Here is a 19,045-nt window from a genome sequence, read left to right on the forward strand (position 1 = left end):
CCGTGTGCAGGGTTCGCCGACTAGGGTAGGGCTGATGCACCGGCTTGCCAAGGGGCACTGTGCATTTGGATCAATAACTTGTCAGTTACGGTCATTGAGCGGTCGTCCATCGCCTCTTAGTCTGTGGGACATAAACCGATGGCAAGCCGTTCGAGCCTGCCACGTCCCGTGATGATCCGTTGTGGAGCTGTACCATGACCGCTGCTGCCTACCCGCACCTGCTGGCCCCGTTGGACCTGGGTTTTACCACCTTGCGCAACCGCACCCTGATGGGCTCGATGCACACCGGCCTGGAAGAAAAGCCCGGCGGCTTCGAACGCATGGCCGCCTATTTTGCCGAGCGCGCCCGTGGCGGCGTTGGCCTGATGGTCACCGGTGGCATCGGCCCGAACGATGAAGGCGGCGTATATGCCGGTGCCGCCAAGCTGACCACCGACGAAGAAGCGCAAAAGCACAAGATCGTGACCCAGGCCGTGCACGCAGCGGGCGGCAAGATCTGCATGCAGATCCTCCACGCCGGTCGTTATGCCTACAGCCCCAAGCAGGTGGCGCCGAGCGCGATCCAGGCGCCGATCAACCCGTTCAAGCCCAAGGAGCTGGACGAGGAGGGCATCGAGAAGCAGATCCAGGATTTCGTCACCTGCTCGCTGCTGGCCCAGGTGGCCGAGTACGACGGCGTGGAAATCATGGGGTCCGAAGGCTACTTCATTAACCAGTTCCTCGCCGCCCACACCAACCATCGCACCGACCGTTGGGGTGGCAGCTACGAAAACCGCATGCGCCTGGCCGTGGACATCGTGCGCCGGGTACGCGAAGCAGTAGGTCCGAACTTCATCATTATCTTCCGCCTGTCGATGCTCGACCTGGTGGAAGGCGGCAGCACCTGGGAAGAGATCGTGCAACTGGCCAAGGCCATCGAAGGCGCCGGTGCGAGCATTATCAACACCGGTATCGGCTGGCACGAAGCGCGTATCCCCACCATCGCCACCAAGGTGCCGCGTGGTGCGTTCAGCAAGGTCACCGCCAAGCTGCGTGGCGCGGTGCAGATTCCGTTGATCACCACCAACCGCATCAACACCCCGGAAATAGCCGAGCAGATTCTGGCTGAAGGCGATGCGGACATGGTCTCGATGGCGCGCCCGTTCCTGGCCGACCCGGAGTTCGTCAACAAGGCCGCTGCCGGCCGCGCGGATGAAATCAACACCTGCATCGGCTGCAACCAGGCCTGCCTGGATCACACCTTTGGCGGCAAGCTGACCACCTGCCTGGTCAACCCGCGTGCCTGCTACGAGACCGAGCTGAACTACCTGCCGGTCAAGCAGATCAAGAAAATTGCGGTGGTCGGTGCCGGGCCTGCGGGGCTGGCGGCGGCCACCGTGGCGGCTGAGCGCGGCCACCAGGTGACCCTGTTCGATTCGGCCAGCGAGATCGGCGGCCAGTTCAATATCGCCAAGCGCGTGCCGGGCAAAGAAGAGTTCTTCGAAACCCTGCGCTACTTCAAGCGCAAATTGCAGACCACCCACGTCGAGCTGTGCCTCAACACCCGCGTGGATGTGGCGCAACTGGCGGCGGGCGGTTACGACGAGATCATCCTGGCCACCGGCATTGCGCCGCGCACGCCGGCGATTTCGGGCGTCGACAACGCCAAGGTGCTGAGCTACCTGGATGTGATTCTGGAGCGCAAGCCGGTGGGCAAGCGCGTGGCGGTGATCGGCGCCGGCGGCATCGGCTTCGACGTCTGCGAGTTCCTCGTGCACGAGGGCGTGTCCACCAGCCTGGACCGCGAGGCGTTCTGGAAAGAGTGGGGCATCGACACCCAACTGCAAGCCCGTGGCGGTGTGGCCGGCATCAAGCCGCAACCCCACGCACCGGCACGTGAAGTGTTCCTGCTGCAACGCAAGACCTCCAAGGTCGGCGATGGCCTGGGCAAGACCACCGGCTGGATCCACCGCACTGGCTTGAAGAACAAGCAGGTGCAGATGCTCAACAGCGTTGAGTACCTGAAGATTGATGACGATGGCCTGCATATCCGCATCGGCGCCGAGGGCGAACCGCAGGTGCTGGCAGTGGACAATATCGTCATCTGCGCCGGGCAAGACCCACTGCGCGAACTGCAGGATGGGCTGGTCGCAGCCGGCCAGAATGTGCACCTGATCGGCGGCGCCGATGTGGCGGCCGAACTGGATGCCAAGCGCGCCATCAACCAGGGTTCGCGTCTGGCTGCCGCGCTGTAAAACGACCCAAGGGGCGGTGTTAGACTACCGCCCCTTTTTCATTCAGATATCCCCCGATGGGTCCCTTCGACTGGTTTCCCCAGGCACCGCTTGAACCGTTGCCCCTCGACTGGCTGAACGGGGTCGAGTTGGCCGTGCTGCGCCTGGACTGCATCGATCCACTGATCAGCGGCAACAAGTGGTTCAAGCTCACCCAGCACCTGGCCAATGCGCAACAGGCCGGTGCCGATGGGATCATCAGCCTGGGCGGCGCTCATTCCAACCATCTGCACGCGTTGGCGGCGGCCGGCAAACATTTTGATTTCCCCACCGTCGGCCTGTTGCGCGGCCACCCTCAAGACACGCCCACCATCCTTGATCTGAAAGCCTTCGGCATGCACCTGCATTGGCTGGGGTACGGCGGTTATCGTGCGCGTCACGACGCCGGTTTCTGGCGGCCATGGCGCGAACAGTATCCCCATCTTTATCCCGTGCCCGAGGGCGGCGGTGGAAGGGCCGGCGCAATGGGTTGCGGGGTGTTGGTTGAGCAGGTGCGCGCTCAACTGAACAGGCTCGGCTGGGCTGATTACGACGCGTGGTGGTTGGCGGCGGGCACCGGCACCACACTGGCCGGGTTGGCGCTGGCAGAGGCGGGCGTGCATCCGGTGTTCGGCGCCTTGGCGGTGCCGGATGATCACGGGGTTGCCCAGAACGTGCAGGCCATCGTGCAGCACGGCTATGAATTGCTGGACGCGAGCCGAGGCGGCTTTGCCAAGGTCGACCCGTTATTGCTCGATTTTATCCAGGCGACGGAACAGGCAGGCGGCTTACCGTTGGAGCCGCTCTATACTGGCAAGGCCTTGCTGGCGTTGAAGCAACAGATCGAGGCCGGACGCTTCGCCCCCGGCACTCGCTTGATCTTCGTGCACACCGGCGGCCTGCAAGGCCGCCGGAGCATGGAGAGCTAGCGTTTGGGCATCATGCGTAACACGGTGTTATCGCGCATGAAGTAATGGTGATACAGGCCGGCCACGGCATGCAGGCCGATCAGCCAATAACCGACGGTGCCGCCCAGCTCGTGCCATTCTTTGATCTGTTTGGACAGGTCTTTGTTTTCGCCAATCAAGGGCGGCAACTCGATCCCGTAAAACATCACGGAATGGCCCTGGGCACTGACGATCAGCCAGCCGAAAATCGGCATGCCGATCATGAACAGGTACAGCGCCAGATGCATCAGTGTTGCCAGTGCCGATTGCCATTGCGGCGGTGCCGGCACGATCTTTGGTGCAACGCCCAAGGTGCGGGCAAACAGGCGCAGCCATACCAGCACAAACACTGTCAGGCCGAACATGTAGTGCATTTCTACAATCAGGGCCCGCCCGCCACTGCCTTTGGGAAAGATCCCGCGAAACTCAATGCAGGCGTAAACCACCGCCAGCAGCACCACCATCAACCAGTGCAGCGCAATCGACATGGTGCTGTAGCGGGTATCGGAGTTTTTCCACGGCATCGCTTGGTTCCTCACTCATCAGGGCATACTTCCGTTCTTTCGCGACGGAATCCTATAACTGTATGCCGGTTTTGAGCGGTGCGCCTGACGTAAATGCTGTTGTTTTGATCTCAATCAGTCGCTTTGCGGCATTTCACCGCGGGCCAGGCGCTGGTTGATATCGGTGATCACCGCAGGCAGGTCGTTGATGGTGTCGATCAGGTAGTGCGGTCGCGAACCCTCGAACAACTTCTCGATGCGTGTGCGCTCGCTGGCCAGGGCGGTGGCGTCCAGATCACGAAATTGCTCGTAGGTCAGGCCCAGCGCATTGCCGGAGCAGGTCAGTGCCACGGTCCACATGCCGGCGCGACGGCCTTCGAGGATGCCCGGTACGGTATCGTCGACCTTCACGCACGCCGCCACATCGTCAATGCCCAGCGCGATCACGTTGGCCAGTGCCTGGGCGGGCCACGGGCGGCCGTTGGGCACTTCGTCGGTGGCGACCACGTGGTCGGCGATGTAGCCGTTGGTGGCGGCCAGGGCGACCACCTTGTCCATCACCTGTTTGGGGTAGCCGGAGCAGGAGCCGATCTTGATGCCTTGCACACGCAGGCGGGCGATGGTGTCGAGGGCACCGGGGATCAAGGCCGAGTGCTCGGCGATTTTCTCGATCTGCAAGGGCATGAAACGCTGGTAGATCGAGGTCACGTCGTCATCGGTCGGCGTGCGGCCAAAGGCTTTGCGGTAGCGTTCGGCGACCTGCGGTTGGTCGCAGAGCGTGCGGATATGGTCCCACTTGCCCATGCCCATCGGGCCACGGGCTTCTTCGATGGAGACTTGCACGTCGAACTCGGCAAACGCCTCGACAAAGATCTGCGTGGGCGCGAAAGAGCCGAAGTCGACCACGGTGCCGGCCCAGTCGAGGATCACGGCCTGGAGGGTGTTGGGGTTTTGATAGTTCATGGTTCAAGTCCTGTGGGTAATGGGGGCAATCAGATGTCCAGCACTTCCATTTCTTGCAGCACCTGGCCGATCGCCTCGACCGCCGCCTGCATGCCCTGCGCGTCAACGTGGCCGATGCAGCCGACGCGGAAGGTTTCTACTTGGGTCAATTTGCCGGGGTAGAGAATGAAACCCTTGGCCTTGACCCGCTCGTAGAAGTCCTTGAACTGGTAGCGCGGGTCTTTTGGCGCATGGAAGGTGACGATGATCGGCGCCTGGATGGCGGCTGGCAGGAAGCTGCGCAGGCCCAGTGCGGCCATGCCGTCGAGCAGCGTCCGGCAGTTGTCGGCGTAGCGTTGATGGCGTGCGGGCAGGCCGCCTTCTTCCTGGTATTGCAGCAAGGCTTCGTGCAGCGCGGCGACCACGTGGGTCGGCGGGGTGAAGCGCCATTGGCCGGTCTTGGCCATGTAGTTGTGCTGGTCGAACAAGTCCATCGCCAGGGAATGGCAGTTGCCTTGGGCGCCCGCCAGTGCCTGTTTGTCGGCGAAGACAAAGCCCATGCCCGGCACGCCTTCCAGGCACTTGCCCGAGGCGGCGATCAGCGCGTCAAACGGCACTTCGCGGGCGTCGATCGGCAGTGCGCCGAAGGAACTCATGGCGTCGATGATCAGGCGTTTATCGTGCTGTTTAACCACCTGCGCGATGTCCGGCAGCGGGTTGAGAATGCCGGTGCTGGTTTCGCAGTGGATCAACGCGACGTGAGTGATCGCCGAGTCGGCGTGCAGCAGGCGGTCGACGTCGGCGGCGGTGGTGGGTTCGTCTTCAGCGGTTTCGAAGGTGCTGAAGTCGCGGCCGAGCACTTCGCAGATCTTCGCCAGGCGCTTGCCGTAGGCGCCGTTGATCAGCACCAGTACCTTGCCGTTGCGCGGCACCAGGGTGCCAATGGCCGCTTCGACGGCAAAGGTGCCGCTGCCTTGCAGGGGCACGCAGTGGTGGCTGTCGGTGGCGTGCAGGATCGCCAGCAATTGTGTGCAGACGCTGGCGGTCAGTTGGTTGAAGCGGTCATCCCATGACCCCCAATCCACCATCATTGCCTGACGGGTGCGGTTCGAAGTGGTCAAGGGGCCAGGGGTTAGCAGGATCGGCGCGGCAGTGCTCATCTCAAGTCCTCGCAAGGTCATTGGGGGGTGAAGCTACGGCGCCTAAATTGCAGTTTGGCTTGTCATCAATCAAATTGTTTGTTGTTATGCGAGCTATCAGTGAGGCCGATAGCTATGAATTTGTTTCAACTGCGTGCATTCGATGCCGTGGCCCGCGAGGGCAGCTTTACCCGTGCCGCCGCACGGCTGTTCATCAGCCAGCCGGCGGTGACCGGGCACATCAAGGCCCTGGAAGAGCACTACCAGATCGCGCTGTTGCGCCGTACCGCCCGGCGGGTGGAATTGACCGAGGAGGGCACGCGTCTGGCCGCGATCACTCGGGCAATTTTCGGTCTGGTGGATGAAGCGCAGGCGTTGCTCGAAGCCAATCGGCAGTTGCTCAGCGGACGCCTGGAAGTGGCCGCGGACGGCCCGCATCTGGTGATGCCGATGATCGCCAGCCTGCGTGCCCGTTACCCCGGCATCACCGTGAACCTGCGTCTGGGCAATGCCCAGGAAACCCTGGCGGCGCTGCTCTCCGAGCATGCGGATGTGGCGGTGCTGACGGAGGTGGAACCGCGCAATGGCCTGCACCTGCAGCCGTTGAGTGAGTCGCGGATTTGCGCGCTTGTCCCGGCCAGCCACCCGTGGGCGGCACTGCCCAAGGGCATTCGCCTGGAACAGCTCAACGAGGTGATCATGGTATTGCGCGAGCCCAGCTCCATCACGCGGCGAACCTTCGATGATGCGTGTGGAGCTGCGGGTGTGCAGCCCAAGGTGCTGCTGGAACTGGACAGCCGCGAGGCGGTGACCGAAGCCGTGGCGGCCGAGTTGGGCGTAGGCGTGGTGTCGTCAATGGAAGTCAGCCAGGACCCGCGTGTGCAGGCCGTGACGATTCAGGGCGATGGGTTGTTGAACCGGCATATGCTCGGCTGTATGGAGCGGCGCCGCTCGTTGCGGCTGATTCAGGCGTTCTTTGAGTTGGCGTCTTGAGTTGAAGACCGAGTCGAGGCCATCGCGGGCAAGCCCGGCTCCCACATTGGTCCGGTTACTCAGGTACTACTCGGTCAACTGTGGGAGCCGGGCTTGCCCGCGATGAGGCCCTAAAACTCAGCGCAAACTGTCCCGCACAATATCGAGAAACGTCGCCACCACCCGCCGCGAACTCTGCTCCTTGAGGCACACCAGCGTTTCCTTCATGCGCTGGCTGCAATCGCGGATCGGCAGGGCATACACCCGCGAGTCGGCGCCGAGTTCCGCTGCCGACACCACGCCCACACCAATCCCCACCACCACCGCCTCCCGCGCGGCTTCGCGGCCTTCCACCTGGATCGCCGGGCGGATGCGCAGCCCGGCCTGACGCATTTCCTGCTCCAGGGTCTGACGGGTGACCGAGCCGATTTCCCGCAGTACCAGCGGCGTGTCATCCAGGTCGGCGAGGCAGATGGATTCACGCCCGGCCCACGGGTGGTTGCGCGCCACAAAGGCGAGTAGCTGCTCATCGGGCAGCGGCAACGACAGCAGGCGTTCATCGTCGACATCGCGCCCCAGCAGGGCCAGGTCGGCCTGGTAGTTGTACAGGCGAAACAGCGATTCATCCGTGTTGCCGGTTTCGATCTTGACGCTGATCCCCGGATACAACTGGCAGAAGCGTGCGATCTGCGGCAACACGTGCACGGGCGCGTCCACGGCCAGGGTGAGGGTGCCGGTGAGCAGGGCGCGGGAGTCTTGCAACAGCTCTTCGGCTTCGGCCTCGATCACAAACAGGCGCTGGGTGATGCCGAGCAGACGCTCGCCCAGGTCGGTGAGGCGCACGGCGCGTTTGTTGCGGTGAAACAGCAGCACGCCGAAGCGTTCTTCGAGCTTGCGCACCTGGTCGGAAATCGCCGGTTGCGTCAGGAACAGGCGTTCAGCGGCCTGAGTGAAACTGCCGTGTACGGCCACGGCGTGGAAGGCTTTGAGCTGGGCGTGGGAAACCGACATCGCAGATCCTCTTACAAGCTGAGCTTATAGGTGAAATACGATAAATCGATTTTACCTATTAGTCAGCCATTGCTTTGATACGCCAACCGCCGACGGCTGAGTCCTACAACCGCGGCGGCCATGGGTTCTGGCAAACCGGACCCATCTGACCAATGCCGCGCCCTCCAGGGCTTGGCATTGCAGTGCTCAACCATAAAAACAACAGGCATTTGCTTCTAGATCCTGCCGGCACACTCACCTGAGGTCAGAACCACAATGAATATCCAAACGGGTAGCATCAAGCGTTGGCGCGTGCAGATTTTCGCCATCACCTGGCTGGCGTACGCCGCGTTCTATTTCACTCGCAAAGCGTTTTCGGTGGCCAAGCTGGGCATCGTCGATGACCCCAGTTTCCCCCTCGACAAAATGATGATGGCCAACCTTGATGGCCTGTACCTGGCGGCCTATGCCGTGGGGCAATTCACCTGGGGCATGCTGGCGGACCGCTTCGGGCCACGGGTGGTGGTGCTGGGCGGATTGTTGATTTCTGCCGCAGCGGCGTTGGTGATGGGCACCTTTGCCACCTTGCCGATTTTTATCAGTTGCATGTTGATCCAGGGGCTGGCGCAGTCCACCGGCTGGTCGGGGCTGTGCAAAAACCTCGGCAGTTTCTTCCCGGCGCAGCAACGCGGGCGGGTGTTGGGGTTGTGGAGTTCGTGCTACGCCTTTGGTGGCCTGGTGGCATCGCCCTTTGCCGGCTGGTGGGCTTACACGCTGATCGGCACGTGGCATGCGGCGTTTATTTCCAGCGCGGCGGTGGTGGCGGTGGTGGCTGTGCTGTTCTTTATCTTCCAGCGCAATACACCGCAGGATGTCGGCTTGCCGGCTGTTGAGCCGGAGCCGGTCGTGGCGGCCGACACACAGCGCGTCAGCGTGCTGGAACCGCTGCGCGCGATCCTGCGTAACCGTACGGTGCTGGTCTTGGGCCTGGCGTACTTTCTGTTGAAACCGGCGCGTTACGCGATCCTGTTGTGGGGGCCGGTGATCGTTTATGAGCAAATGCCCTCGGTGGGCAAGGTGGGTGCGGCCATCGTGCCCACGGCGTTCGAGTTGGCCGGGTTGCTGGGGCCGATCATGATCGGGCTGGCGTCCGACAAACTCTTCGGCGCCCGGCGCATGCCGGCCTGTGTGCTCAGCCTGCTGGCGCTGACCGTGGCCCTGGCGTTGTTCATGGGCGCGCTGCACACCGGTAGCGTGATGCTGGTGATGGCCCTGCTGTTTGTGATGGGCCTGACGCTGTATGGGCCTGACTCGATGATCAGCAGCACGGCGGCCATCGACTTCGGCACCGCCAAGGCCGGCGCCACGGCCGCAGGCTTTGTGAACGGTTGCGGTTCGGTGGGGGCGATCCTTGGCGGCCTGCTGCCGGGCTACTTCGATACGGTCACGGTGTTTATCGTATTTGCCGGCGCGGCGTTGTTTTCTTCACTGGTGCTGATGCCTTACTGGAACGCCAGGCCCGCCGCGCTGGCGCAGGTTGGCGACTTTGTGCCCGACCGCAACGTCACGATCAAACCCTTGCGCACCTGAGGCACTTGGCCGGTTTTTTGGTGGATTAGAGTGTTTTTGCGCTATAAACTCTGCCCCCAAAGCGCCGGCCAGTAGACGTTTCGGCGCGATGGACGAAAAGAGAGTGAGTCATGGGCGCACAGTGGAAAGTCAAACATAAAGAAGCGGCATCCAATGCCAAGGGCAAGATCTTCGGCAAGCTGGTGAAAGAAATCACCATCGCCGCCCGCAACGGCGCGGACACCGCGACCAACGCCCACCTGCGTTTGGTGGTAGAACAGGCCAAAAAGGCCTCGATGCCCAAGGAAACCCTGGAACGCGCGATCAAGAAGGGCGCCGGTCTGCTCGGCGAAACCGTGCAGTACCACCGCGTGACCTACGAAGGTTTTGCCCCGCACCAGGTGCCGCTGATCGTTGAATGCGTGACCGACAACATCAACCGTACCGTGGCAGAAATCCGCGTGGCCTTCCGTAAGGGCCAACTGGGCGCTTCCGGTTCCGTGGCGTGGGACTTCAACCACGTCGGCCTGATCGAAGCCTCGCCGGACAGCCCGGACGCCGACCCGGAAATGGCCGCCATTGAAGCCGGCGCACAGGATTTTGAAGACGGCGAAGAAGAAGGCAGCACCTTGTTCATCACCGAAACCACCGATCTTGATGCGGTGCAAAAAGCACTGCCAGAGCAGGGTTTCACCGTGTTGTCGGCCAAGCTGGGCTACATCTCGAAGAACCCGGTCAGCGGTTTGACCGATGAGCAGATGGCTGAAGTCGAAGCCTTCCTGGAAGGCTTGGACAACCATGATGACGTGCAGGATATGTTCGTCGGGTTGGCTGGCTGATTTATCGCTGAATAAATGCCGGCAAAAAATGTGGGAGCTGGCTTGCCTGCGATAGCCATAGGCATCTACACAACCGGTTAACACGAAGTCTGTGGCAGGTGGGCTGTTGTGGCGAGCAGGCTTGCCCTGCGTTGGGCTGCGAAGCGGCCCCAGTAAAGGCACTGCAATTCTCCTGAAAGAACTCAGCGACTGGGTTTGGGGCTGCTTCGCAGCCCAACGCAGGACAAGCCTGCTCGCCACAGGAGAAATAGGCTGCTTTTAAAAGTTGTGTAGATTCCTATGCTGCGATAGCGGAGGAACATTCACCTACTCAGTGACTGATCCACCGCTATCGCAGCATAGGTCTCTACACAACCGGTTAACACGAAGTCTGTGGCAGGTGGGCTGTTGTGGCGAGCAGGCTTGTCCTGCGTTGGGCTGCGAAGCGGCCCCAGTAAAGGCACGGCAATTTTGCTGAAAGTACTCAGCGTCTGTTTTTGGGGCTGCTTCGCAGCCCAACGCAGGACAAGCCTGCTCGCCACAGGAGAAGTTGGCTGCTTCAAAAGTTGTGTAGAGACCTATGCTGCGATAGCGGTGGAACATTCACCTACTCAGTGACTGATCCACCGCTATCGCAGCATAGGTCTCTACACAACCGGTTAACACGAAGTCTGTGGCAGGTGGGCTGTTGTGGCGAGCAGGCTTGCCCTGCGTTGGGCTGCGAAGCGGCCCCAGTAAAGGCACTGCAATTTTCCTGAAAGAACTCAGCGACTGGGTTTGGGGCTGCTTCGCAGCCCAACGCAGGCGGTGCGACGATTCGACAAGCCTGCTCGCCACAGGAGAAATTGGCTGCCTTCAAAAGTTGAGTAGATACCTATGGCTATCGCAGGCAAGCCAGTTCCCACATTGGTTTAGTGGTGTGGCAGAGCGTGCAGCAATGCTTCGATTTCTTCGAAGCTCGGGCGCGCCAATACATCGGGCTGGCAGCAGCTTTGTTGCAGCGCCACCAGTGCTTCATTATTGAAGCCTTCTTCTACCCGCTCCAACAACTCCCCCAGCAACACCCCGAATGCACGCACTTCAATGCGTTGCAACGCCCTGGTTTCCTGCGTGTCTGCCGTGACATGGAACGACGCCGCGCCAAAATCCCCAAGCAAACAATCACCCGTGGCGTTCCACAGAATATTGTGGCCGTACAGGTCGCCATGGGTAATGCCATGTCGGTGCAGATGCGCCGCCACCGAGGCGATGCCGCGTGCCATGCGCAAAGCCACTTCGGCACTGAAGCGCGTACCCGGTGCGTAGATATCGCGGGTGCATGACGCCAGGCTCGGCAAGGCCGCGAGGTTGCGGTAACTCGGGTCGATCAGGTCCATCACCAGGGCTGCCTGGTCCTCCGGGTGGCCGACCACGCGCCCCTCCACCTTGATCAGATTCGGGTGCAGCCCGGCGGCGATGCAGGCCTGCATTTCATGCAGCGGCGAGCCGTCGCTGGTGATCGTGCCTTTGTAGAGTTTGACCGCGACCGGCAACGCTGGCGGCTTCCACAACGCCTTGCGGATGATCCCCGAAGCGCCTTCGCCCAACACCTCGCCCAGTTCCAGTTCAGCCCAAGGGATATTCGGCGTTGCATCATCGCTCGCCACTTCAACGGCGATTTCCACCGGGTTACCGGCATAGGCCAGCCAGGTCAGGCTCGGCAGCGTCAGCAGCCATGGCGGCAGTTGGGTGAAGCGGTTGGAGGCGATACGCAGCAGCTCGAGGTTTTTGCAGTTGAGCAGACTATGCGGCAGGTCCGTCAGGTGGTTGCCGGCCAGCATCAGCTTTTGCAGGAGTGGGCGCTCGCCCAGCTCGCCGGGTAACTGGCTGATGCAGTTGTCGGTGAGGATCAGCCAGCGTAACTGTGGTGGCAGCGCGGCGGCGGGTACGTGGCTGATCTGGTTGGCTTTAAAGCCGATCATGCTCAGGTTGGCGCACTGGCCCAGGCAGGCGGGTAGCTCAGTGAAGGCGTTATCCGAGCAGAACAGCACGCGCAGGTGCGCCAGCCGATACAGGTCGTCGGGCAGGCTGCTCAGGGCGTTGCCGGTGAGGTTGAGGATTTCCAGGCTGTCGGCCAGCTCGAAGATTTCCGGCGGAAATTCGGTCAGCCCGCAAGACAGGTCCAGGCGTTTGATACCGGCCAATTGGCCAGCCTTGAGTTGGGCGAGGGTATTCATGAACGGCGCGGTCACTCGGCAAGGTGGGCGTGAAAGGCGCTCATGATACCGGGTCGGGCGCGGGTTGCGGGCACACCGTTTGTAATTGGTTCAGCCGGCTGGCGGTGCGGGCGAGGTCAATGGCCTGGCCTTCCAGGGCACGCGCCAGGGGTTGCTGGCCGATCAGGGTCAGGCGCTTGTCCTGGTCGTAGAGCACGTCCACCAGGTTGATAAAACGCTGTTGCACGGCGATCGGGCAGTCAGCCAGGGAGGGCAGGCCGTCGATGACCCAGTGGTCGAAATCCTCGCACAGCAACAGGTAATCCATCACGGCGGTGAGCTGTTCACACAGGTCGTTGAAGGTGAACACGATGCTGCGCGCCTGATGGCTGCGGCAGAGCAATCGGCGGTTGCCGACCTTCAGGGTTTGCGCCGCGCCAGGTGTGGCGGGCAGCCCGAGGACTTCGCGCTGGGCGGCGCTACCGGGCCATACATACTGGCCGCCGGTGAAACGCTGTTCGGCATGGGCCTGGGGCAAGCTGCGAAAATCCTCGGGCGAGCTGACTTCCAGCACCTGCATGCGCGTGGCGATCAAGTCGATCACCGGCTTGAAGCGCTGGTGGTACAGCGGGTTGGGCAGCAGGCCGTCGGGGGCGTAGTTTGAGGTCACCAGCACCAGCACGCCACGCTGGAACAAGGCCTGGAACAGGCGGCTGATGAGCATGGCATCGCCGATATCGTGGACGTGGAATTCGTCGAAACACAGCACCCGGCAATCGGCCAGCAGCTCGTCCAACGTCACGCCCAGGGCGTCGTCCTGTTCGCGGTGCTGGAACATGCCTTGGTGCAGGCGGGTGAAAAATGCATGGAAGTGCACGCGTTGCTTTTGTGCAATCGGCAGCGCCTGGAAAAACCCATCGAGCAGCCAGCTTTTGCCACGCCCCACCGGGCCGTGCAGGTACAGGCTGCGCGTCGGCTGGCCGGCGAGCAGGTGCCGGGTTTCGCGGGCGAGGGCGGTAATCGCCTGGGTTTGGCCGGCGCTGAGGGTATAGCCCTGGTCTCGGGCCTTGTTTTCAAAGAACGCCGGGATAGGCGAGGCGCCTGTCAGCGCGGTTTTTTTACCCAGCAGACGCTGAATCAGGGAAAACACAACCAATGCACGTCACTCTGTATGTCGGTGGTTGCCCACTTTAGGGCGCTCGCGTCGATTTGACCAATACAGAACGGCGCCCCCCGCTATCTCGAAAAGGCATGTAACGCCCGCCACCCGGCCCAGACTGGCAGTTTCGCCCTTTGAGGCTAACCTCTTACAGAGCAATCACCCCTGTACAAGGATTTGGGGCCGTGAAGGGACGAGGCGTTTTGGCAGTCATGGGCACGATGCTCTGCAGCACGGTTTACGCTGCGCAACTCCAGGTGGAGGTGCGCATCGACGTGCAACGGGGCTGCCAGTTGGTGGGCACCACCCGCAGTGCGGGCATCGAGCAACTTGGCGTGTTGGATTTTGGCAGCGGCCCGCGTCTGGATGACCCGGCCGGGCCTCTGAGTGCGGCGCTTATCAGCCAGCGCCAACCGCGCCTGGAGTGCAACCCCGACACCCCTTACCAACTGCGCGTTGACGGCGGCCTGCATGGCGGCAGCGGCGAAGTGCGCTACCTGAGTGCTGCGACGCCCTCGAGCAAACCGATTCCCTATCGTATCTATGCCGATGCCGCGCGGCGTATCGCCTTGCCGGTCAATGAACCGCTGAGCGGGCGTGTGCCCGACTCCGGCAGTGTCGACCTGCCGCTGTATGGGCGCATTGAGCCGCTCAAGGACATCCCGGCGGTCGGTCGCTACACCGACCTGCTCAAGGTCACCGTCACATGGTAAGCCGCAGCTTGGCCCTGGCGGCCATGGGCGGCCTGTTGCTGCTGGCCGATGACGCCCAAGCGGCGGTCGCCGGGCAGATCCACGCTCGGCTGGTCATCACCGCCAGTTGCCAGGTGAGCAAAGACATCGAGAGCGCGCCGGTGAGCCCCGCCGGCGGTAGTGCGCTACTGGATTTCGGCACCCAGGGGCCTACATGGAGCCACCCGTTGGGTGCGGGTGTTACCGATGGCAGCAAGGCGCCGCTGTCGGTGTCCTGCAACCCCTCGGTGGTCAGCAGCTTCACCGTGACCATCGACGGCGGCGCCCATGGTGATGGCACCACAAGGCGCCTGAGTAACGGGCGCCAGACCATTCCCTATCAACTGTCGGCTGACTCGCTCGGCCGGCGCAGCTACAGCATTGGCGAGCAACGCAATTTCGTCGTGACCAAGGGCACACAAGTACCGATCCCGGTATTCGGCTCGGTGGTGGCGAATACCAGGGCCTTACCGGCCGGCATCTACACAGACACCCTGACGGTGACTCTGGATTGGTAAACGATGAGGATGGACATCATGCATGCACTTATAGCAAAGGCGGTTTTTCCATTGATGGCGTTGGCGTGGGTGTCGGGCGCACAGGCGGCGACGGTGGCCGGTACGGTCAGCGCCACCCTGGTGCTCACCAGCAGCTGCCAGGTCAACGGCGCCGCAGCCACCGGCGGGATGAGCTTCGGTAACTTGAACTTCGGTACCGCCAACAGCCTGTTCACCGAAGCCGACGGCCAGGTGCTGGGCGGCGGTGGCGGGGCGTTGTCGATCCTGTGTTCGGCGGGTACTTCACCGACGTTGACGGTGTCTGCCGGTGCCCACGACGGCCAGTCCGTGGGCGGTGGTCGCGCGCTGTATGACGGGGTGGCCAATTACGTGCCGTATGACCTCTACACCGACAGCGGCCACTCGACGCTGCTGGCCATCGGCGGGGTGATCAACCTGGCGCCGAGCACTGGCGTGGCCCAGGCCGTGAATATCTACGGCAAGGCCAATGGCAAGGCGGGCTTACCGGCCGGTACTTACACCGACACGGTTAACGTGACCCTGACGTTCTAAGGGCCATGGGCCGGGCAGGGTGTGCGGCGTTGGCGGTGTGCATCGGCTGGGGAATGCCGTTGTCGCTGTTGGCGGTGACCAGCCAGTCGTTCCAGGTCAGCGCGACGATCACGCCAGGTTGCCTGGTGGTCGGCGGCGGTACCAATTACGGCAGCCTGGCGTTCGGCACCTATTCGGCGTTGGCCACCAGCACGGCGTCTGTCGCGCTGACGGGCGGCGTGACCCTGCAATGCACGCCGGGGGTGGCGCTGAGCATGAGTGTCGATGGCGGGTTGCATAACAACAGCGGACGGCGGATGCAGCTCAATAGCGGCACCGCCCAGGTGGTTTATCAGTTGTTTCGGGACGCGGCGTTCAGCCAGAGCCTGGGGATCAGCCAAAGCGTGAGCGTGGCCTACAGCGACGCCAACAACATCACCTTGCCGATTTATGGGCGAGTGCAATTACCGGGTAACCAGCCTGGGGGGACGTACAGCGACACGTTGCAGGTGCAGCTGTCGTGGTAAGGCGATCGGTATAAGGAGTGAGATCTATGTGTGCAGCTTCCCGGCACGGGTGGGCAGCGGGTTTGAGCGGGTTGTTGATGTTGGCGGCGGGGCAGGCCCAGGCGGCCAGCTCGGTGCTGATCTGGCCGATTGACCCGGTGCTGGAAGCCGATCAACAGGCCAGCGCACTGTGGCTGGAGAACCGCGGCACCGAGACCGCCAACCTGCAGATCCGCGTGTTTGCCTGGACCCAGAGCGGTTTTGATGAGCAATACCAGAACCAGCGCGATGTGATTGGCAGCCCGCCGGTGGCGAAAATCGAGCCTGGGCAAAAGCAATTGGTGCGCCTGACTCGAACCAAAGAAGTGCCGCCCGGCCAGGAGCTGGCCTATCGCATCATCATCGATGAGATCCCTTCGGCCACACCACCGCCGGCTCCGGCGGATGGCAAGACCGCCGCTGCTATCCGCTTCCAGATGCGTTATTCGGTGCCATTGTTTGCCTACGGTCCAGGCCTGTGGAGCAAGGTCGACGGCACCCGTGACCGTGACCCGAAAACCGCCGGCAAGCCGGATTTAAGCTGGAAAAAAGTCACCGTGGGCGGGCGCAACTACGTCGAGATGCGCAACCAGGGCGCCGTGCATGCGCGCCTCACCGATGCCACCTTCAAGCAGGGCGGCCAGCCGCGGCCCTTGGTAGAGGGCTTGATGGGCTATGTGCTGCCGGGCGCGACCATGCGCTGGCCGGTGCCGGATGGTTTGCCGGCCGATCAGCCGCTGCAGGTGCGCATCAATGGGGCAACGCAAGTGGAGAATCTCGTGCCAGGACGCTAACTCAGTGTGGCAGGGCATGGAGTAGGCCCTGGTGTTAACAACGGATGGAGATGTCCATTGATGGGCACAAAGCCTTGGTGAGCCAGGATCGGGCTCGATGTCTATGGCGATCGGTGTGGGTGGTGGGCGGCTTGTCTGGCTGGGTGCTGGCGCCGCCGGGCTTCGCTGCGCCGTTGCCGCCCCCGCCCAGCAGTATGGAGGCTGTTGCCGATGCGCAGTTGTTCCTGGAACTGGTGGTCAACCAGATGGACACCGGCCGTGTGGTCGCCGTCAATCAGCGTGCCGGGCAGTTGTTTTTGCCTGCGTCGGTGTTGCAGGAAGTCGGTGTGAAGCTGCCTGGTGCCGTGCCTGGCGAAGTCGCGCTGGAAAGCTTTCCTGGCCTGCACACCGATTACGACAGCCAGGGCCAGCGCCTGGTACTGAGCGTGCCGCCGGCCTGGCTGCCGGAGCAATTTATCGGTAGCCGCAACAACTACCCACGCACCCAGGCGCTGACCAGCTTCGGCGCGTTGCTCAACTATGACGCCTACCTGAACAACACGGACGATGCGGGCACCTACCTCGGTATCTTCAACGAAGTGCGGCTATTCGATACATGGGGCACGTTGTCCAACACCGGCCAATACCGCACCACCATTGGCCGGGAAACCGCTGGCAGTTCGCTCGACAACGGCTATCGGCGCTATGACACCACCTGGCGGTTCTCCGACGATGAGCGCCTGTTGACCTATGAAGCCGGCGATGTGATCAGCGGCGCCTTGCCCTGGAGCACCTCGGTGCGCCTGGGCGGTGTGCAGCTGTCGCGGGACTTTGGCGTGCGCCCGGACCTGGTCACCTACCCGCTGCCGCAGTTTGCCGGGGAGGCGGCGGTGCCGTCTTCGGTGGACCTGTTTATCAATGGCTATAAATCCAGCAGTGCTGATCTGCAGCCGGGGCCGTACACCCTCACCAACGTGCCGTTTATCAACGGCGCCGGCGAGGCGGTGGTGGTCACCACCGATGCGCTGGGCCGGCAGGTGTCGACCACGGTGCCGTTCTATGTCACCAGTACCTTGCTGCAAAAGGGCTTGTCGGACTTCTCGGTGGCGGCGGGTAATTTGCGCCGCGACTACACCATACGGGACTTTGGCTATGGCCCTGGCGTGGCCAGCGGCACCTTTCGCTACGGCATCTCGGATGCATTTACCCTCGAAAGCCATGCCGAAGCCTCCAGTGACCTGTCCCTGGGCGGTGTCGGCGGCAACCTGCGGGTCGGTAACTTCGGCGTGCTCAATACCGCCGTCAGCCAAAGCCAGTACGACGGCAGGACCGGCCAGCAACTGAGCCTGGGCTACCAATACAGCAACCAGCGCTACAGCCTCTCGTATCAACGGGTCGAGCGCCGTGAGCAATACGCCGACTTGAGCCTGATCGACACGCCTTACGCCAGCCTCAGCAAGCGCAGCCAGCAGGCGACCTTGAGCCTGAACCTGAACAATTTTGGCAGCCTGGGCGTCGGCTATTTCGATGTGCAGGCGGCGGATGATTCGCGCACCCGCCTGGTGAACCTGACCTGGAGCAAGCCGTTGTGGCGCAACAGCAGTTTTTACCTGTCGGCCAACCATGAAGTGGGTGATAGCAGCTGGGCGGTGCAGGCGCAGGTGGTGGTGCCGTTCGACGTCTACGGCAGCCTCAGCGTGGGCACCGAGCGCAGTAAAACCGGCGCGAGCCAGCAGCGCGTCAACTACAGCCGAGCAGTGCCGGCCGAAGGCGGCGTGGGCTTCAACCTGGGTTACGCCAGCGGTGATGGGCCGGCTTATCGCCAGGCTGACCTGACCTGGCGCCTGCAGTCGGTGCAGTTGCAGGCCGGCGTGTACGGCAGCAGCGACGCGGAAACTCGGTGGGCGGACGCCAGTGGTTCGTTGGTGTGGATGGACAATCAAATGTTTGCCGCCAACCGCGTCAACGATGCGTTTGTGGTGGTAAGCACCGATGGGGTCAGTGGTGTACCGGTGCGCTACGAGAACCAGGTGGTGGGCGAAACCGACCGCAACGGGCACTTGCTGGTGCCGTGGACCAGTGCTTACTACCGCGCCAAATATGAGATCGACCCACTGAACCTGCCATCGAACGTGCAGGTGCCCAACGTCGAGCAACGGGTGGCCGTGCGCCGTGGCAGTGGCTACTTGCTGGAATTCCCGGTGCGCCAGGTGATCGCGGCGAGCATCACCTTGGTCGACGCCCAGCACCAGGACTTGCCACTGGGCAGCCAGGTGCGACACGAGCAAAGCGGCGCGCAGGCGGTGGTGGGGTGGGACGGCCTGGTGTACCTGGAGAACCTGGCCGCCCATAACACCTTGCAGGTCACCTTGGGTGACGGCCAGACCTGCCAGGCAATGTTCGAGCTGGATACCACCCAGGCCCAGGTGCCACTGATCGGGCCACTGGTGTGCCAATGACA

The 19,045-nt window shown here is 62.5% G+C and carries 17 protein-coding genes; 11 read left to right on the top strand and 6 right to left on the bottom strand.

All coding sequences use genetic code 11. The annotated features are described in order from the left end of the window. Positions 1–194 precede the first annotated feature (194 nt). On the top strand, positions 195–2,234 hold the full coding sequence (locus tag AB4P96_RS13085) for an FAD-dependent oxidoreductase (RefSeq protein ID WP_395600853.1): 2,040 nt from the start codon (positions 195–197) through the stop codon (positions 2,232–2,234). Between the two features lie 56 nt (positions 2,235–2,290). Continuing rightward, a complete protein-coding gene (locus AB4P96_RS13090; RefSeq protein ID WP_169988179.1) occupies positions 2,291–3,181 on the top strand; it encodes a 1-aminocyclopropane-1-carboxylate deaminase/D-cysteine desulfhydrase in 891 nt (296 codons plus the stop codon). Here AB4P96_RS13090 and AB4P96_RS13095 read toward each other — a convergent pair. The 3 genes from AB4P96_RS13095 to AB4P96_RS13105 all read right to left on the bottom strand — a co-directional run bounded on the left by AB4P96_RS13095 (position 3,178) and on the right by AB4P96_RS13105 (position 5,804). After that, positions 3,178–3,723, bottom strand: a complete 546-nt coding sequence (locus AB4P96_RS13095; protein ID WP_017136480.1) for a cytochrome b — start codon at positions 3,721–3,723, stop codon at positions 3,178–3,180. The two genes, AB4P96_RS13090 and AB4P96_RS13095, sit on opposite strands and share 4 nt — an antisense overlap. Before the next feature lie 114 nt (positions 3,724–3,837). After that, a complete protein-coding gene (phnX, locus tag AB4P96_RS13100) occupies positions 3,838–4,665 on the bottom strand; it encodes a phosphonoacetaldehyde hydrolase (protein WP_099550031.1) in 828 nt (275 codons plus the stop codon). 29 nt (positions 4,666–4,694) lie between these two features. Continuing rightward, on the bottom strand, positions 4,695–5,804 hold the full coding sequence (locus tag AB4P96_RS13105; RefSeq protein WP_099550032.1) for a 2-aminoethylphosphonate--pyruvate transaminase: 1,110 nt from the start codon (positions 5,802–5,804) through the stop codon (positions 4,695–4,697). A gap of 114 nt (positions 5,805–5,918) precedes the next feature. Here AB4P96_RS13105 and AB4P96_RS13110 point away from each other — a divergent pair, with 114 nt between their 5' ends. Beyond that, complete coding sequence (locus tag AB4P96_RS13110; RefSeq protein WP_017136483.1) at positions 5,919–6,776, top strand: LysR substrate-binding domain-containing protein; 858 nt, start codon at positions 5,919–5,921, stop codon at positions 6,774–6,776. A gap of 117 nt (positions 6,777–6,893) precedes the next feature. On the opposite strand, the gene AB4P96_RS13115 is transcribed toward AB4P96_RS13110, so the two are convergent. Continuing rightward, entirely contained in the window at positions 6,894–7,766 is an 873-nt protein-coding gene (locus AB4P96_RS13115; protein ID WP_017136484.1) for a LysR substrate-binding domain-containing protein, read from the bottom strand. Between the two features lie 255 nt (positions 7,767–8,021). Here AB4P96_RS13115 and AB4P96_RS13120 point away from each other — a divergent pair, with 255 nt between their 5' ends. Both AB4P96_RS13120 and AB4P96_RS13125 read left to right on the top strand, forming a co-directional pair. Further along, positions 8,022–9,335, top strand: coding sequence for an MFS transporter (locus tag AB4P96_RS13120; RefSeq protein ID WP_017136485.1), 1,314 nt, complete (start codon positions 8,022–8,024; stop codon positions 9,333–9,335). A gap of 110 nt (positions 9,336–9,445) precedes the next feature. Beyond that, positions 9,446–10,153, top strand: a complete 708-nt coding sequence (locus AB4P96_RS13125; protein WP_056858461.1) for a YebC/PmpR family DNA-binding transcriptional regulator — start codon at positions 9,446–9,448, stop codon at positions 10,151–10,153. Positions 10,154–11,043: 890 nt separating this feature from the next. Here AB4P96_RS13125 and AB4P96_RS13130 read toward each other — a convergent pair. Beyond that, complete coding sequence (locus AB4P96_RS13130; protein WP_236462605.1) at positions 11,044–12,348, bottom strand: protein kinase; 1,305 nt, start codon at positions 12,346–12,348, stop codon at positions 11,044–11,046. A gap of 40 nt (positions 12,349–12,388) precedes the next feature. Beyond that, on the bottom strand, positions 12,389–13,483 hold the full coding sequence (zapE, locus tag AB4P96_RS13135) for a cell division protein ZapE (protein WP_017136488.1): 1,095 nt from the start codon (positions 13,481–13,483) through the stop codon (positions 12,389–12,391). A gap of 224 nt (positions 13,484–13,707) precedes the next feature. On the opposite strand from zapE, the gene AB4P96_RS13140 reads away from it, so the two are divergent. The 6 genes from AB4P96_RS13140 to AB4P96_RS13165 are packed head-to-tail and all read left to right on the top strand — an operon-like array spanning position 13,708 to position 19,043. Beyond that, positions 13,708–14,199 carry a spore coat U domain-containing protein gene (locus AB4P96_RS13140; RefSeq protein WP_169988243.1) on the top strand — a complete coding sequence of 164 codons (492 nt, stop codon included), beginning with the start codon at positions 13,708–13,710 and terminating at the stop codon, positions 14,197–14,199. After that, complete coding sequence (locus AB4P96_RS13145; RefSeq protein ID WP_099550034.1) at positions 14,193–14,735, top strand: spore coat U domain-containing protein; 543 nt, start codon at positions 14,193–14,195, stop codon at positions 14,733–14,735. The genes AB4P96_RS13140 and AB4P96_RS13145 overlap by 7 nt, the downstream gene beginning before the upstream one ends. Positions 14,736–14,753: 18 nt before the next feature. Further along, complete coding sequence (locus tag AB4P96_RS13150) at positions 14,754–15,287, top strand: spore coat U domain-containing protein (RefSeq protein WP_026013648.1); 534 nt, start codon at positions 14,754–14,756, stop codon at positions 15,285–15,287. A gap of 5 nt (positions 15,288–15,292) precedes the next feature. Beyond that, positions 15,293–15,793: a spore coat U domain-containing protein gene (locus AB4P96_RS13155; RefSeq protein ID WP_026013649.1), complete on the top strand. Its 501-nt coding sequence runs from the start codon at positions 15,293–15,295 to the stop codon at positions 15,791–15,793. A 26-nt stretch (positions 15,794–15,819) separates the two neighbouring features. Beyond that, positions 15,820–16,605: a molecular chaperone gene (locus tag AB4P96_RS13160; protein WP_138452056.1), complete on the top strand. Its 786-nt coding sequence runs from the start codon at positions 15,820–15,822 to the stop codon at positions 16,603–16,605. Between the two features lie 44 nt (positions 16,606–16,649). Beyond that, entirely contained in the window at positions 16,650–19,043 is a 2,394-nt protein-coding gene (locus tag AB4P96_RS13165) for a fimbria/pilus outer membrane usher protein (protein WP_032865533.1), read from the top strand. Positions 19,044–19,045: the final 2 nt, after the last annotated feature.

Source organism: Pseudomonas sp. B19125 (assembly GCF_044218855.1).
Classification (GTDB): domain Bacteria; phylum Pseudomonadota; class Gammaproteobacteria; order Pseudomonadales; family Pseudomonadaceae; genus Aquipseudomonas; species Aquipseudomonas edaphica.

Coding starts and splice junctions, on each gene's coding strand:
- AB4P96_RS13085 (WP_395600853.1), top strand. CDS start 195: ATGACCGCTGCTGCCTACCCGCACCTGCTGGCCCCGTTGGACCTGGGT.
- AB4P96_RS13090 (WP_169988179.1), top strand. CDS start 2,291: ATGGGTCCCTTCGACTGGTTTCCCCAGGCACCGCTTGAACCGTTGCCC.
- AB4P96_RS13095 (WP_017136480.1), bottom strand. CDS start 3,723: ATGCCGTGGAAAAACTCCGATACCCGCTACAGCACCATGTCGATTGCG.
- phnX (WP_099550031.1), bottom strand. CDS start 4,665: ATGAACTATCAAAACCCCAACACCCTCCAGGCCGTGATCCTCGACTGG.
- AB4P96_RS13105 (WP_099550032.1), bottom strand. CDS start 5,804: ATGAGCACTGCCGCGCCGATCCTGCTAACCCCTGGCCCCTTGACCACT.
- AB4P96_RS13110 (WP_017136483.1), top strand. CDS start 5,919: ATGAATTTGTTTCAACTGCGTGCATTCGATGCCGTGGCCCGCGAGGGC.
- AB4P96_RS13115 (WP_017136484.1), bottom strand. CDS start 7,766: ATGTCGGTTTCCCACGCCCAGCTCAAAGCCTTCCACGCCGTGGCCGTA.
- AB4P96_RS13120 (WP_017136485.1), top strand. CDS start 8,022: ATGAATATCCAAACGGGTAGCATCAAGCGTTGGCGCGTGCAGATTTTC.
- AB4P96_RS13125 (WP_056858461.1), top strand. CDS start 9,446: ATGGGCGCACAGTGGAAAGTCAAACATAAAGAAGCGGCATCCAATGCC.
- AB4P96_RS13130 (WP_236462605.1), bottom strand. CDS start 12,348: ATGAATACCCTCGCCCAACTCAAGGCTGGCCAATTGGCCGGTATCAAA.
- AB4P96_RS13140 (WP_169988243.1), top strand. CDS start 13,708: ATGCTCTGCAGCACGGTTTACGCTGCGCAACTCCAGGTGGAGGTGCGC.
- AB4P96_RS13145 (WP_099550034.1), top strand. CDS start 14,193: ATGGTAAGCCGCAGCTTGGCCCTGGCGGCCATGGGCGGCCTGTTGCTG.
- AB4P96_RS13150 (WP_026013648.1), top strand. CDS start 14,754: ATGCATGCACTTATAGCAAAGGCGGTTTTTCCATTGATGGCGTTGGCG.
- AB4P96_RS13155 (WP_026013649.1), top strand. CDS start 15,293: ATGGGCCGGGCAGGGTGTGCGGCGTTGGCGGTGTGCATCGGCTGGGGA.
- AB4P96_RS13160 (WP_138452056.1), top strand. CDS start 15,820: ATGTGTGCAGCTTCCCGGCACGGGTGGGCAGCGGGTTTGAGCGGGTTG.
- AB4P96_RS13165 (WP_032865533.1), top strand. CDS start 16,650: ATGGAGATGTCCATTGATGGGCACAAAGCCTTGGTGAGCCAGGATCGG.